The organism is Hymenobacter sp. ISL-91, from assembly GCF_018613725.1.
Taxonomy (GTDB): domain Bacteria; phylum Bacteroidota; class Bacteroidia; order Cytophagales; family Hymenobacteraceae; genus Hymenobacter.
In genome coordinates this window covers 1-13,379 of sequence record NZ_JAGGPS010000023.1, presented here as the reverse complement: position 1 = coordinate 13,379, position 13,379 = coordinate 1, and the positions used below count along the sequence as shown (strand labels likewise).

Annotated in this window: 16 protein-coding genes; 6 read left to right on the top strand and 10 right to left on the bottom strand. The window is 57.5% G+C overall.

Features of this window, described 5'->3' with window-relative positions:
• Positions 1–52: 52 nt before the first annotated feature.
• The 3 genes from J7E24_RS10060 to J7E24_RS10050 all read right to left on the bottom strand — a co-directional run bounded on the left by J7E24_RS10060 (position 53) and on the right by J7E24_RS10050 (position 2,882).
• Positions 53–817, bottom strand: a complete 765-nt coding sequence (locus tag J7E24_RS10060) for a DUF6939 family protein (RefSeq protein ID WP_215137691.1) — start codon at positions 815–817, stop codon at positions 53–55.
• On the bottom strand, positions 814–2,130 hold the full coding sequence (locus tag J7E24_RS10055; protein WP_215137689.1) for a DUF4433 domain-containing protein: 1,317 nt from the start codon (positions 2,128–2,130) through the stop codon (positions 814–816). Before J7E24_RS10055 ends, J7E24_RS10060 begins: the two co-directional genes overlap by 4 nt.
• A 74-nt stretch (positions 2,131–2,204) precedes the next feature.
• On the bottom strand, positions 2,205–2,882 hold the full coding sequence (locus J7E24_RS10050) for a hypothetical protein (protein ID WP_215137687.1): 678 nt from the start codon (positions 2,880–2,882) through the stop codon (positions 2,205–2,207).
• A 727-nt stretch (positions 2,883–3,609) separates the two neighbouring features.
• Between J7E24_RS10050 and J7E24_RS10045 the strand changes: the two genes are divergently transcribed.
• A complete protein-coding gene (locus tag J7E24_RS10045; RefSeq protein ID WP_215137685.1) occupies positions 3,610–4,029 on the top strand; it encodes a hypothetical protein in 420 nt (139 codons plus the stop codon).
• A 243-nt stretch (positions 4,030–4,272) separates the two neighbouring features.
• On the opposite strand, the gene J7E24_RS10040 is transcribed toward J7E24_RS10045, so the two are convergent.
• Positions 4,273–4,722, bottom strand: coding sequence for a LexA family protein (locus tag J7E24_RS10040; RefSeq protein ID WP_215137683.1), 450 nt, complete (start codon positions 4,720–4,722; stop codon positions 4,273–4,275).
• A gap of 249 nt (positions 4,723–4,971) precedes the next feature.
• On the opposite strand from J7E24_RS10040, the gene J7E24_RS10035 reads away from it, so the two are divergent.
• The 4 genes from J7E24_RS10035 to J7E24_RS10020 all read left to right on the top strand — a co-directional run bounded on the left by J7E24_RS10035 (position 4,972) and on the right by J7E24_RS10020 (position 8,039).
• The gene (locus tag J7E24_RS10035; protein WP_215137681.1) at positions 4,972–5,922 is read left to right on the top strand and encodes an HNH endonuclease; all 951 of its coding nucleotides are present in this window, start codon (positions 4,972–4,974) and stop codon (positions 5,920–5,922) included.
• A gap of 221 nt (positions 5,923–6,143) precedes the next feature.
• Entirely contained in the window at positions 6,144–6,956 is an 813-nt protein-coding gene (locus J7E24_RS10030) for a TIGR04255 family protein (RefSeq protein WP_215137679.1), read from the top strand.
• A 17-nt stretch (positions 6,957–6,973) separates the two neighbouring features.
• Positions 6,974–7,510, top strand: a complete 537-nt coding sequence (locus tag J7E24_RS10025; protein ID WP_215137677.1) for a hypothetical protein — start codon at positions 6,974–6,976, stop codon at positions 7,508–7,510.
• Positions 7,488–8,039 carry a hypothetical protein gene (locus J7E24_RS10020; protein WP_215137675.1) on the top strand — a complete coding sequence of 184 codons (552 nt, stop codon included), beginning with the start codon at positions 7,488–7,490 and terminating at the stop codon, positions 8,037–8,039. Before J7E24_RS10025 ends, J7E24_RS10020 begins: the two co-directional genes overlap by 23 nt.
• 135 nt (positions 8,040–8,174) lie before the next feature.
• Here the strand turns inward: J7E24_RS10020 and dnaB are convergent, their stop codons facing one another.
• The 6 genes from dnaB to J7E24_RS09990 form a co-directional block, all read right to left on the bottom strand.
• Entirely contained in the window at positions 8,175–9,560 is a 1,386-nt protein-coding gene (gene dnaB / locus J7E24_RS10015; protein WP_215137674.1) for a replicative DNA helicase, read from the bottom strand.
• 60 nt (positions 9,561–9,620) lie between these two features.
• Positions 9,621–10,436, bottom strand: a complete 816-nt coding sequence (locus tag J7E24_RS10010; protein WP_215137672.1) for a hypothetical protein — start codon at positions 10,434–10,436, stop codon at positions 9,621–9,623.
• A 93-nt stretch (positions 10,437–10,529) separates the two neighbouring features.
• Complete coding sequence (locus tag J7E24_RS10005; protein WP_215137670.1) at positions 10,530–11,072, bottom strand: hypothetical protein; 543 nt, start codon at positions 11,070–11,072, stop codon at positions 10,530–10,532.
• 65 nt (positions 11,073–11,137) lie between these two features.
• Positions 11,138–11,527, bottom strand: a complete 390-nt coding sequence (locus J7E24_RS10000) for a hypothetical protein (protein WP_215137668.1) — start codon at positions 11,525–11,527, stop codon at positions 11,138–11,140.
• Positions 11,520–11,975, bottom strand: a complete 456-nt coding sequence (locus J7E24_RS09995; RefSeq protein ID WP_215137666.1) for a hypothetical protein — start codon at positions 11,973–11,975, stop codon at positions 11,520–11,522. The genes J7E24_RS10000 and J7E24_RS09995 overlap by 8 nt, the downstream gene beginning before the upstream one ends.
• Before the next feature lie 10 nt (positions 11,976–11,985).
• Positions 11,986–12,210: a hypothetical protein gene (locus J7E24_RS09990; protein WP_215137664.1), complete on the bottom strand. Its 225-nt coding sequence runs from the start codon at positions 12,208–12,210 to the stop codon at positions 11,986–11,988.
• 106 nt (positions 12,211–12,316) lie between these two features.
• Here J7E24_RS09990 and J7E24_RS09985 point away from each other — a divergent pair, with 106 nt between their 5' ends.
• The gene (locus tag J7E24_RS09985; RefSeq protein ID WP_215137662.1) at positions 12,317–13,024 is read left to right on the top strand and encodes a helix-turn-helix domain-containing protein; all 708 of its coding nucleotides are present in this window, start codon (positions 12,317–12,319) and stop codon (positions 13,022–13,024) included.
• Positions 13,025–13,379 lie beyond the last annotated feature (355 nt).

Genomic DNA, 13,379 nt, shown 5'->3' with positions numbered 1-13,379 from the left:
GGAAATGAAGCGAGCGGGCCGTGTGGCCCGCTCGCTCCTTTTTTACAGCTTGTTATATAGGCAATTCTAGCTGATTTGCCCCATTCTTGGGCTTCCTAACTGAGGATTTAGCAGCCTTTGATTTGCCCGCATTTTTACTTTTTGTTGTACTAGGCTTTTTGGTGGGCTTATCAATTGCCTTAACCTTGGGGGTGGATTTAGCTCTTACTGGTTTCGACACCACTTCATACAAAGCAGGAGCCTCACTGACTGCAAAAGTGATTGTCTGGATGTGTGGGTGTTTCTTTTCTATAAACCGCTTGACTAAAGCGGCGTGTGAGAGCGGCGTCTTAAGGTTGTCTATATCTCCGTTCGTATCGTAGTCCAACAACACAACTTCCGTTTGCTCTGCCTGGGCAACCAAGTTAGCAATAACGTGAGCGGCCTTGTTTTCCAACATCCACCCGTAAGTTTTCAGATAGATGCTGCGACGGGCAGTACCATAGTCGAGTAGTTCTATACCATTGACCCCTCGTCGATGACCTAGTGGCTTACCAAACTTTCGAACGGTGCGTTTGAGGTTCTTCATCGTATCATTCTCAAATTTTGAGAAGTCTACATCTTCGTCCTCAAACACTTTCAACCCCTGCCAAACGCCCTCAACAGAAACGGCAAATACGCCTTCTGAGAAAGGGACAGGGATTCCTCCATGAGGATAGAATGGGCTAACCATCACCCAAGGCTCATCACCCTTAGAAGTGACATCCACTATAAATGCACCTGGGTATAGCTTCTGAATGGTTACCAGAGACTTGCGCTTACTTTCAACGTGAATCATGCCAGAGCCCTTACTTGAGTGAGGTTGGTAATGTACTTCAAAGGCAGAGATTTATGAACTAAAATCTCTGCCTGGTAGTAGCCTTTCTCCTCCTGCGGCAGGTCGTAGTATTTCCGGCGAAAGAGGTCAAATCTCACGGATGATACTTCTTCAATTTTACTAACTGCTCTAACACCGTTTTCAGCAGCATTCCTAACTGTGAACTTCGTCGCTTCCCAATACATTACCTCCGGATCAATCTCCAGAATAACAGGCGACGAAATCCGTCCGTCTTTTTTGGCCACGTAGCACATAGGATGGTCACGGACGAAAGACAGACGCACATAGTCTTCCAAGTTTTTCCTCGAGTCCAGATCCCGCGAAGACCCACTTCCGCCAGGCCGGGCAATGGCAATGTTCTTCTGTACGCAAGAATACCAAGAGTACAGACCACCGGCTGCAATTATGGAACTGAGGTTTGCGCGGTCGGTGAAGTGGTAAAGCTTGGTGATGTTATGCGTTTTGAGCAACTGTTGAAATGCGACCCAATCAGTTTTTTTAGTCCTTATCTCCTCGATTATTTCTGCAGGACTTGGCGGTGCTACAGCTGGTACAACGGCCGTCGGGGCTGAGCTGGGTTGCTTTGTACTGTAAGCCAGACTTTGCTGGTCGATGAAACGGAGGATAGCATTTTCCTGGTCGGGAGCGAAAGCTGAAAAGCGGAACGCTACTACATTGAACCATTCGTTGCCAACATCTGCACTTAGCTCAGGGCAGTATGCTTTCAGGTATTCCGCATATTCAGCCCCAGAATTAAAAGTCCGAGCTCCATGCTCACGCAGAGCAAAGACTTTTTTTACCAGCGTACGAATGGCATTACGCTCCTCTTCAACGCGGCCGTATCCAAGGCGAAGCACTAATTCGAAGTACTCCTCGGTAGGCATGATGACGGTCGCAAGAAGCACCGTTTGACCAGATGAGTTGCCCGCGACTTTTTTAACCGTGAGCTTGTGATTACCACGGTCGAGCTGCCTTATTTCTGTTGTTGTAATTGCTGGTTCGCCAGACACTGAAGGCGTAACTGGCGCTGTAGCAACAGGTGGCACTACAGGGGCAGAAACAACCGGTGGGCGCCTTGGGGGGCCGCTTGGCAATATGATTGGCGATTGCGGCAGTGGAGCTTGTTCTGCTTTAGCTTTTTTGCGTGGTACAAACCAAACGGCAATCAAAGCTGGCCATGGGAGAACAAAGCCGAATATTCCCCACCCCCATGCTGAACGGCCGCGTGATTTGGCACGCATAACTACTATAATCACCACGACGATGCGCAGCACCGCGTCCAATAGGCTCAACTGATACCGATCCACTAATCTGTTATTCTAAAGGTTAAATACTTTTCATGTAAGGTTCAGCGCTTCGCTACTTCAAGAACGCACCCTTCCATAATTGACTGCACTTTCGACTGTGCCTGACTATTAAGGGCCTGCAATTGCTCTTTCGTAATCTGGGTTGAGAGCTTTTCGGTATAGCAGTCTGCGAAAGCAGCAATACTGAAATTGTATTGGGTAGCCAGCTGTTTCATCTGGGGTGCCTGCAGCACGGTAGCGCGCATCATCCTGATATCACTCTCAGTCCAACCCTTTGCATTGACTTTTTGCGGTTGGCCTAACTCAATGGAAACACCTGTCAGAGCCTTGCTGCCGGATGGCGTACCAAAATCAAAGAACAGATCGTGAATGCCATATTTGGCCGAATACTTTTTGATAGTAGAGGGGCTTAGGCGCATACCGGCCAAGGCTTGCAATTCCTGCGAGGTAGTGGAGTTACTTATTTGTCTGCCGGCAATTGACAACGTCCCATTGAAGTTCCGGCTGGGAGAGAAGTCAAACCCCTCGTTCTCAAAATTGACTGAGATAGATTCGATATAGGTGCTGCCCGGCTTCTGGTACACCAAGATGCCGTTAGCATCATAAGTGTATATATCATTTGGAACCGCGCCAAATCTGCGCTGCTTATCTGCAGCTTCCTGAGCAGAGTTAATTTTAGTACGGGAGGGCCGTCCCAATAAAGCCTGAATCTGACTCATAGTAACTGGCTTGGTCAACTGTTGAGAATTCACAGTCAGCCCCGTGGAAGTTATTACTATCCTCGGCCCGTTGGCAGTTGAAGCATCGGATTGCGAACACGAAGTACAGATGCATGTAAAAACTAGCAGAATCAGATAACCAGGCAGGTTTTTCACAAGATGAATAGCTTATGATGAAATATGATTTGTGGCACAAGATAGTGTTTGAACTGAAGACAATTTGCACGAATAGGCTAAATAACTATAGCGTTAACACCTGCTCGATGTATTGGGGGAACATAGTGACCAAGCAGTCTTCGCGGGGGTTGGAGAGGAAGGGGCGCACGTCGTCGGCTATGGCCTGCATGTCGAGGGTCTGGCAGTGGGCTAGCAGATCGGCGGGGGGGGGGAGGCGATGCCGCGCTTTTGTGACCTCCTCCCGATCGGTCAGTTTTCAAGTACCTATGCGAGGTTATTGCCTACGCTTCGCTCGATGCGCCCTTACGGGAAATGCTGTTCCAACCAGTAGTGCGGAAGGTAATGCTCGAGCGTCCGTAAGTTTTCTTCGATTTGGACGAGGGTATTGACTGGTAGCATAGATGACGTATTTAGTTAGGTAGAATCAGCAGGACGACGAAGCACAATCCATTCAAATAGCTGCCGCCCCGGTTATGATGAGCGGACCAGGGGTGCGAACTTTGCGGCATACCCGGATATCCAGACCTCACCTGCCCGTTACCAAGCGCTTATGGCCCGTACCCGCATCCTTTCTACCGGCACTGCTCAGGGGCCAAAAGCATTCCTGACGCTGCGCTGCGCCAAGGAGCAGGTTGAGACTCCGCACTGGGCGGGGCGGGTAACGGGGCAGGATGCCTCAGGCATCAGGCTGGAAGTGCGGTGCCGCCGGTGCGGCGCCACGGCCGAACACCAGCTGCCCCAGCTGCCGGAGGGCCACCAGGTGTATCAGGTGCGCGTTACCGGGGAAGACGGGCCACACCTGCCGGCAGAGTTCCGGCCCCTCCCCTACCTGGAGGAGTCATTGCGCGTGTTGGCCACCTCCGCACAGGATGCGCACGAGCGGGCAGAGTTTGCCCATTCGCTGCCGCTGGCTGGCCACCTCACCAAGTATTATATCAATGGGGTACTACATCTGAATGAGCGGTTCTGAGCGTTGAGCTTGACTGACCGGACCAACTGCTTACTTCCTGCTGCAGGTGGTGCGGGCCTGCTACCCGACCCACTGACACTTGTGAAACCCGGGAAGAGCTGGCGCAGCCGGTGGATGGATACGAGGCCCTGAGCGGCGAAGCGGGGATGGACGGCGAGGCAGTTCGTTTCTGAAAGTTGTTAAAAATAACATCTTCTGGAAACGAAGCACCACCCTGGCCCTGGCTACGGGTGTGGTGGCCGGCTAGCGGAACCGGCCGCGCTGCATCCGGCTGATGACGTGGGTGACGACGCCCCACACTTGGAACCGGTCGCCGAGCAGGCTGGTGTCGATGGGGCTGTGGGCGGGGTTGTCGGGGACGAGCCAGTAGCTGCCGGCCCGTTTTTCGAGTCGCTTGACGGTGAACTCCTCGTCGATGGCTGCTACTACGATGTCACCCGGCTCGGGAGTGAGCGAGCAGTCGACGGCCATCAGCGCGCCATCGGGAATGTGCGAGGGGGCGCCGTCCATGCTGGTGCCCTGCACCCGGACCAGATACGTGCAGTCGGGGTGGGGTATGAGCAGGTGGTTGAGGTCGATTTTAGTGTTGGGGGAGTTGTCGGCCAGGCTGGGGTAGCCGGCCGGAACGGGGGTTTCGCACTGGGTAAGCCACAGGGGCTCCTGAATAACCTGGAGGATTTCAACGGTTGTCATAGCGCTATCAGTGAGAATGAACGGGTTGTTACAACGGCAATGATACTAATAATGTTAGGATTTTAAAGCCAAAGGGGTTAGCTGCTAATATTTTTGGAAACAGGAAGTGGGCTGTATCACGAATGGCAGGGCTTTTCACTGACTTGACAGCCTGAAGTCGGGATACTTGCTATCCGGTGGTAGTATTGCAGCGTATTGCCGGGGCACACCACTGGCACGGTACTGTACCCTCACCTGTCTTCTGCTGACTTGACTACCCTGTCCCGCTATCTGGCCCGGCTTACGAAGCTACGGCTGTATGTACACCCGGAAACGAAGCTGGAGGCCCCCTACAAGCCGGCCCTGCTGCTGGCGGTTCTGGAGGGCTTGGAGGAGGGCACGATTCGCGACAACTGCATTGCCATCACGCCGGAGTTGATTACGGGCTTCAAAGCATACTGCCAGCTACTGAGCCCAGGACCGGAATACGGGGCCACTCCGTTCCAGCTGCCGTTTTTCCATTTGCGGAGTGAGAAGTTCTGGCACCTGCACGCCCGGCCGGGTCAGGAGCTGGTACTGACCTCCTCCAAGTCGGTGCGCAGTTTCGGGCATTTGCGCGACGTCATTGCGTACGCCTCGCTCGACCCGGCGCTGTGGGAGCTGCTGTTGCAGCCGGTGGCCCGCGAGGAAGTCCGGCAGGCGCTGCTGACTCGCTACTTCCCACTGACGCGCCACTACTTCCGACCGCGGGCGGGCCTGGAGCGGCTCGATGAGCTGGGCCGGCAGATGCTGGAGGAGCCGGCGGCCGTCTATAACCGGGTGGTGGACGTAGCGGATGAAACGTCCTTGGCCGAGCGGAGCGGCGTGTTCGTGCGCGAGGTACTGCGGGCCTACCAGTCGACCTGCGCCGTATCGGGCCTGCAGCTGGTGAGCACCACCGGCACGGCCCCGCTGCTGGACGCCTGCCACATCGTGCCCTGGTCGGTGAGCCGGGATGACACCATCGGGAACGGGCTGGCGCTGTGCCCCAACCTGCACCGGGCTTTCGACCGGCACCTGTTCTGGATTGATACCGACTACCGGGTGCGGATGGCCGAGGGGTTCGGGGAGTTGGGTGGGCACGATTACGGCGTGCAGCGCTTCAACGGGCAACAGTTGCGGCTACCGAAAGTGAGGGCGTGGTGGCCGCGGGTGGAGAACCTGGCGGTGCAGCGGGGCTGATAGCCTGCCTGTACCTATAAATGATGGGAGAAAACTTTGAGCATGCGGGAAAGTTTGTGAATGAAAATACCCCAATAGCAATAGCAGAACGAAACTGGTGGGAGCTTATAAAATACATTTCTCATATATTGGGCTCCCGGCGAGCCATTCGTAAGTTCGCAGTTGAGGGAGTTGATATTTGTGACTAGCTTTGCGACCGTGAACGGTTTAACCCTTATTGCATGCTCTTAAAGCAGTTTTTGCGGCTTCCTAGCGAAAATCACGCAATTAAAGAAGCGGCCATCAGCCTGTTCTTTGCTTCGCAATTCGTGCATGCAACACGAATGCGGGAACTTTTAGAGAATGAGTTTGCAACTGAATTTAATCAGGTGCGCGAGATGCAGGGGGTAAAATTGCACATAGAAGGAACAATACCTGGGCCCGGTAGAGTGTCAGCACATTCTGAAAAAAACGGCCCCCCAGGTGTTGAAGCTGTCTACTCTGCAAACGGCGTTGCTACCCGGATTTTGCAGGTAAGGAATGACGTGGAACGGGTGTCACTCAGCTTTCACAATCTGCGGTACGAACGGTGGGCTGATTTTTTGGCCTTGTTTGAACGGATTGTGGGGGCTTTAGCTCCTATACTAGCCAATATGGTTGTTGTGGGCGCCAGCTTACATTACTTGGATGAAATGGAGTGGACGCATCCGACGGAGCCCATGCCATTGGATAAGATTTACAAAGAAAATCCAGCCTATTTGCCGGAGCGCTTTTTCGATAGCTCTGTTAGTGAATTGTTGCTAACGGTGCCGAACACTTTGGAAAACTTGAGTTTCTTTGACCGGCTGCATATTACCTCTCTGACTAACAACCGTCCAACGGCGACCATTAGCCATAACCAAGTGCACCAGTTTACCGAAGTAGCAGACTTAGCGGCGCTCATTGAGCAGCCAAATTTGCTACGTCACGTATTACAGCTTGCACACGAGCATAACAAGACCGTGCTACGTGGCATTTTACAACCAGAAATTCAAACTTTAATTCGTCTGACCTAGCGATGAACATTGGCACTTTGACTCGACCTATCGTGGCGGCCTCGTTCACCCTGTTCGCCACCATTCCGGTGAAATGGGAGTTGCTGGCACCTGTTGATTATCCGGGGCAGACGACACAGCAGTCGCCAGACTATTACCCTACTTCAATTTATGGCCACCACGTGGGGTTGCTGTGCAAGCATGTGCATGACTTTGCCGCTCTGGGTGACGATTGGGATGGGTATGGTGCAGTGACTCCTTCGTTGGAGGCAATTGGAAACGTGATAGACTTGCTGAATGCTTTGCCGGGCGAATGGGCTATGCAATTGCACCGAGACGATTTAACTCCTAGCCCGTATGGTACTATCACATTGGAATGGGCACGCGAACAAGACTACGTGAGCGTGGAAGTAGGTGATACTTCTTGGGCCTTCACAGCGCAGATAGGTGGGGAACTGCGGAGCAATCCGAACGAGACCTACCCGAATGAATTGCTACGCCAGCGTGTTGAGGAGGCTTTGGCAATTCTGTATCCTGACGCTGTTCCGCACAATGCCCCAAGTTATACCGCGTAGTATTGCCGGTGCCGAGACACTAGTACGCGGCATTGTTCATCCATACTTCTACTCTGAAAGCAAAGGAAAGCTCAAACCGGAGGCATTTTTGCCGCCCCCATCGAAGCGAGATGTATCGGTGTTGAGGCTGAATTATGCTGATGCTCCCTTTTGCAAACAGCATTGCAAGGACTTGCGAATGGGCAAAGACGGGCTATATGTGGGCATGGCAGCTCTGCTGGCAGAATCTGTGGACGAGGCAGCACAACTACCGATGGTTGCGGGTGCCGTAGCGGTAGAAGCTACACCGCTGAATGAGCATAAACAACTGGTAGCTGTATCGGCAGAGGTTACCACTGCCGATATAGGCCTGCCGATGCACGCGGACATCTTATATAGCCAGCCGGTGGAAAAAGGAGTACCTAACCAAAGCGCTCACATGGCAGCTCGCTACCTGATGAGTAAGGCTCGATATTACCGTGATCCGGCTCCGACCGAAGATGGGTGGAAAGGTGAGGCGTTGGACCCACCACCGCGTGCGGCGGCCTAAAAGAAAAGGTAAATGAAAGCCCCAGCAACTTGCGTTGCTTTGTCCTTACCTAAAACTCTAACGCCCTTCCGGCTATATGGCTGGAAGGGCATTTTTGTGTGGTTATCCCTCCGATTCGTCCCTTTTCAAGCGAGTTTAGCTATTAGGCAAGTCGCCAAATACACCCCGCCGCATAGAGCAGCCTGCTACCACCTCATCCGTGGCGCCATTGCGGTGCTTAGCGATGTCAAAAAGGATGGTGTCAGCGGTTTGGGTGCCGTCCTCGTACTCGTCGATTTTGTAGTACTCGCCGCGCCAGAGGAAGATGATACAGTCGGCGTCCTGCTCCAAGCTGCCCGACTCGCGCAGGTCCGAGAGCAACGGGCGCTTCTCCCCTCCCCTTTTCTCCACGTCGCGGGAGAGTTGGGACAGGGCGATGACGGGGGCGTTTAGCTCCTTGGCCAGCTCTTTCAGGCTGCGGCTGATGCTGCCCACTTCCTGCTCGCGGTTGCCCTTCGTGTCGCCGCGCATGAGCTGGATGTAGTCGACCAGGACTAGACTTAGGGGCTGTTGGGCGTGGAGGCGGGCGCACTTGGCGCGCAGCTGCTGGATGCTCAGGCCGGGCGTGTCGTCGAGGTGCAGCAGGTGGCCGTGGGTGCGCAGGCGCTGGGCCTGCTCGCGGATGTGGGCTACCTGCTCCAGGCCGCCGGGGAGGTTGCCGCGGCGCAGGTCGGAGTTGGAGTAGCCGGGCACCTCGCTGGCAATCATGCGCTGCATGAGCTGCAGGGTGGGCATTTCGAGGCTGAAGACGGCGGTGTGGTGGCCGTGGTCGAGGGCGGCAGTGCGGGCAAAATGCAGCAGGGCGGCAGTTTTGCCCATCGCGGGCCGGGCGGCCAGGATGATGAGGTCGGCGGGCTGCCAGCCGCCGGTGAGGCCGTCGAGCTGGGTGAGGCCGGTGGGAATACCGGTCAGGCCGTGCTGGCCGACGGACTGCGCGAGGCGCTCGAAAGTGGCGTCAAATGCGGCGGCGGCGGTCTGGCCGGGCTTGGTTTCGAGGGAGCGGTGCAGGCTGGTGAGGTGGGTCTGGGCAGTGGCCAGCAGCTCCAGCGGGTCGCGGCCGTCGTCGTAGCCGTGGGCGGCCAGCTCGGTGCCGGCGCGGATGACGACGCGGCGGGCGTACTGCTGCTGCAGGATGCGGCAGTGGGTATCGAGGTGGGCGGCGGAGTTGATTTTCTGGGTGAGCTGGGCAATGAAGTGCGGGCCGCCGGTGCGGGCCAGCGTGCCCCGGCAGCGCAGCCGGGCCACGACGGTGAGCAAGTCGGCGTGGTCACCCTGCTGCACTAGGTCGCGGATGGCCAGGTACACCTGCTGGTGGGCTGCGGAGTAAAATACTTCCTCGGTGGGCAATAGCGCCAGCAGGGTGCGCTGGGCATCGGCTTCGAGCAGGGCCGCGCCCAGCACGGCGGCTTCCAGGTCGAGGGCCTGGGGCGGCGTTCTATAGCTGTTAGCTGATAGCTGCTGGCTGATAGCGTTGGTGGGCATGGCAGGGGATGAGAGAAAAGAGCTAACAGCTAATGGCTGATAGCTAACAGCTTGAAAAAACTAGCTCCAGCGGGCGGGGTCGGTGGATTTGGGGGCAGTGCGGGCGCGGGTTGGGGCGGGTGGCCCGGTACCGGTGCGGGCGGCGGCGGCGGCCTGGAACTCGGGGCGGCGGCGCATCCAGTTGCGGAAGGAGGCGCGCCAGTCGACCATCAGGGTTTTGCCGCTGACGCGCCAGCCGTTGCTGGCGTAGTGGTCGTGGAAGGCTGCGGCTTCGGTTTGGGCGTCGGCGCTGGCGGGGAACTGCCCGGCGGCGTAGTCCTGGATTTCGGCGGGGGTGGGCGGCGCCCCCCCTTTAGGGCCCTTACCGGCCGGCTTTTCAACTTTCTTATCAGCCCTGGGGGCGGGAGGGGCGGCGTCAGCCGCCTCTCTCTCTTTTACTGAAGTTGTAAGTGAAGATGAAAATGAAGGGGTTGGAATTTGCTTATCCTGGGTGGTTGCCTTTTGCCTGGGCCCTTGGTTAAGCAAATGGGGGTTGCCGCCCTTTTTACCCGCTTCCGTGCGTATCCGGCGCAGCCGCTCATCTTTGACCATGCGGCGGCAGAACAGGGCGCCGTCGGACTCGCGGCGGCTGGCCACGCCGTAGTCGAGCAGGATGGTTAAAATTTGGTTGGCGGTTTGGTTATCCAAACCGAGGCGGCGGGCAATGACGGCGTCGGGCATGGGCTGTCCGTTGACAAGCAGCACGCCGCGCTCGTCCGAGTCGTGCATCATCAACAGCAGCTCAAACCAGGCCCCGCGCTGGGCCAGGTCGAGGGCCTGGACGCCCTGGTCCTTGTGCCAGTCGCCGGGGTAGAACTGGATGGCCGGGAGCTTCATGTTTAGGGAGCTGTTAGCTGACAGCTTTTAGCTATTAGCTTATGTTCAGGAGGGAAACCGGCTCGGCGAGCAGGGTGAAAAAGCTAACAGCAGTCAGCTAAAAGCTAAAGCCAGTTGGCGGTGGTCGGTGCATTTGCCGCGCAGGGCGGCTTCCACTTCCACCAAGGCAACCTGCAGCGTGGTTTCAAGCAGGCCGGTGTAGGAATAGGTGGCCTGTTCGTCGTCGAAGGACTGGTAGGGCGTGGTCAGGTTGAGCACCCGGCCGCCGTTTAGCTCGCGCTGGCCGATGAGCGTGACGCCGCCCTGCCCGCGGCCCAGGGAGAAGCCGGTGACGGTGAAGGCCTCGAACAGGGCGGGCAGCTCCTCGGAATCGTCGGGCCAGAAGTCGGGCGTTTCGGTCAGCTGCTCGGTGAGCAGGCACAGGTGCGGTACCAGGCGGCTGAGGGCATGGGTCAGGTCGGCGTGGACCTGCTCAGCACAGGTCAGGGCGAAGGTGCGGGGCGGGGCCTCCGGGGTACGCTGCTCGGTAAACTCGCAGGTCAGGTGCTGGTCTTTGACTTTGGCCTTCTGGATGGTGATGATGGACGTAGCGGCCTCCGGACTATCCGGCCCGACAGTTGGCAGTAGCTGGGACATGGGGGAATGGGGGATTGAGCCGCCCTTAGCGGCGGCGGGTAAGTCTACCGTTGCCAGGCAGCGAATCAGGATGGCCGGCCGGACCGGCGGCCCCTGACGCGGGGCGCGGGGGCGGTTACCGGCTCGGCATCGGTGCGGTTGCGCTGCTGCCAGTCATTGATTTGGGACAGCAGCACCCGGTCGCCACGGCTGGATTCGCCGGTGACGTAGTGCAGGCGGCGCGGGTGGTAGGCGGGCAGGCGCATGTAGTCGCGCAGGGTTTCGGGGTGCAGGCCGAGCAGCTCGGCCGTGCGGGGCACCGAGTAGGCCGGGTCGGGAGCGGGCGTGGCTTCGAGCTGGCGGCGGGCCTCGGCGGCGCAGGCCCTCTCCAGCGACTCGCGCACCCATTCGTGATTGTCGGGCATCCGCACGGTGATGTGCAGGCCGTCGGCGGTGGTCGTGGTTAGCTCAGTCATGGCTGGGGCGCTGCTTGCGGGGCCGGCCCCGACGTTTGACAGGAGCAGGAGCGGGAGCCGGGGTGGCTGCCGGGGTGGGCGCCGGGGTCTCGGGCCAGAACCAGCCGCCCAGCTGGGGGCGGGGAGCACCACCGGACAGCCGGCGGTGGCTGATGATGCGCTGGACCGGCGGCAGCACGGCGGCCATGGTGTCGGCGTCGAACTCGCACTGCCATATTTCCAGCCATACGGCCTCGCGGTGGGTCAGGTAGCCGCTTTCGAGGGCTTCTGCCAACTCGTTGCGCTGGGCGGGCGTGGGCCGGGCATGGTCGCCGGTGAACCGGGTTTCAGGACAGGCCCGCACGGCGGTTTCCAGGGCGGCGGTAGCCTCGCGGGGCTCCTCAGTCAGGTAGGGCGCGGGCGGCAGCGGCCGGCGGGGATAGGGCTGGTTGGCAGGGAAGAAGAGCATGGTGGCGGGGCTATTTTTTGAGTTGGTTGAGGTCGTGCTGGACATTTTGGGAGCCCGCTTCCTTGATGAGGCGCACGGCCTCGGCTACGGCGGGGTGGGCGGGCCGGGCCTTCTGCAAAGCCTTGGACACGGCCGCGTGGGACATTTTGAGGGAGCGGGCGATACTGGATATTGCGCCGTGCGGCAGCAACGTTCGCAGGTCGGCCGGCGTAGTCACGGTTTCAAATGGTTGCATTTTAGTTTTGTTATGTTACCTTTGATTGAGATACATCGCCACAATGTAGGCAAAACTTACTAAATGTTACAAAATGACTACGGTGGAACGCAAAATAATTAGCTCCGTGACCCCGTTGCCGGAACTGAGCATGGCGGAGCGGCTGAAAGTGGTACGGCAGGCCCGCGGCCTGACCCAGCAGCAGATGGCCGATCTGCTGAATATTTCGCGGCCCACTGTCGCGCAGCTGGAGGGTGGCCGGCACCAGCCCAGCACGGAAGTGCTGGAGGCTATCGTATCGGACCTGGAGATTAGCCGTAACTGGCTGTGGTTCGGCGGCGGGCCCATGGAGAGCACCGGTACCAAGGGCGGCGAGGTAGTGGTGTTCGGTAAGTTTGCGGATGAGGAGTACATCGACTGCCCGTTCGTCACAGTACCGGTGCGGGCCGGCTTCGTGGAGCTGGTTGCCACCGAGGGCGACTACGGGCAGTACGAAACGATGCGGATTTACAACCCCAGCCCGGAGCTGCGCAAGCCGGGTACGCTGGTGTTCGAGATTAACGGCGACTCGATGGAGCCGCAGCTACGCGCCGGCATGCTGGTGGCCGTGACGCCGGTTCCGCTGGCGGATATCAAGTACACAGTGAGCGGGGTGTACGTGGCCACGTTCGGCAACCAGCTCACGATAAAGCGAATCAAGGATAACGACCTGCTGACCAAGCAGCAGCTGGTGCTACACTCCGACAACCCCCAGGCCGGCATGCTGACCGTGGCGGGCGAGGATATTCGCGGGTTGTGGAAGGTGGTGGATATTATTCGGGGCCGGGTGGAGTAGGCTTCGCTCCCTGCAGGGAGCCTCAAACCACGCCGGGGACCCTCAAATTAAGCAGGGCGAAAACCAGGGCGAAATGGCTATTATAGGCCTTTTTGGAGCCTATTAGCATATTATTAGCACCCAGGAGGGAGCGCCACAGTCAAAAACACCCGCCCATAACCGGCGGGTGTTTTTGCGTTTATGCCCTTTTGGTTGCGAAATGCGTTTTGAGATTCGATAATGTCTTGCTTGCTTGCTTGCTTGAGAATTAGACTAGGAACTGTTCTCAATTAAGTGGCTGTTCATCGTCTATGAATGCAGACCGCACGCTACTGACGGATAAGATGTGGACCGAATTATCCCCCTTGTTGCCGGG

Coding starts and splice junctions, on each gene's coding strand:
- J7E24_RS10060 (WP_215137691.1), bottom strand. CDS start 817: ATGATTCACGTTGAAAGTAAGCGCAAGTCTCTGGTAACCATTCAGAAG.
- J7E24_RS10050 (WP_215137687.1), bottom strand. CDS start 2,882: ATGAGTCAGATTCAGGCTTTATTGGGACGGCCCTCCCGTACTAAAATT.
- J7E24_RS10045 (WP_215137685.1), top strand. CDS start 3,610: ATGGCCCGTACCCGCATCCTTTCTACCGGCACTGCTCAGGGGCCAAAA.
- J7E24_RS10040 (WP_215137683.1), bottom strand. CDS start 4,722: ATGACAACCGTTGAAATCCTCCAGGTTATTCAGGAGCCCCTGTGGCTT.
- J7E24_RS10030 (WP_215137679.1), top strand. CDS start 6,144: ATGCTCTTAAAGCAGTTTTTGCGGCTTCCTAGCGAAAATCACGCAATT.
- J7E24_RS10020 (WP_215137675.1), top strand. CDS start 7,488: ATGCCCCAAGTTATACCGCGTAGTATTGCCGGTGCCGAGACACTAGTA.
- dnaB (WP_215137674.1), bottom strand. CDS start 9,560: ATGCCCACCAACGCTATCAGCCAGCAGCTATCAGCTAACAGCTATAGA.
- J7E24_RS10010 (WP_215137672.1), bottom strand. CDS start 10,436: ATGAAGCTCCCGGCCATCCAGTTCTACCCCGGCGACTGGCACAAGGAC.
- J7E24_RS10005 (WP_215137670.1), bottom strand. CDS start 11,072: ATGTCCCAGCTACTGCCAACTGTCGGGCCGGATAGTCCGGAGGCCGCT.
- J7E24_RS10000 (WP_215137668.1), bottom strand. CDS start 11,527: ATGACTGAGCTAACCACGACCACCGCCGACGGCCTGCACATCACCGTG.
- J7E24_RS09995 (WP_215137666.1), bottom strand. CDS start 11,975: ATGCTCTTCTTCCCTGCCAACCAGCCCTATCCCCGCCGGCCGCTGCCG.
- J7E24_RS09990 (WP_215137664.1), bottom strand. CDS start 12,210: ATGCAACCATTTGAAACCGTGACTACGCCGGCCGACCTGCGAACGTTG.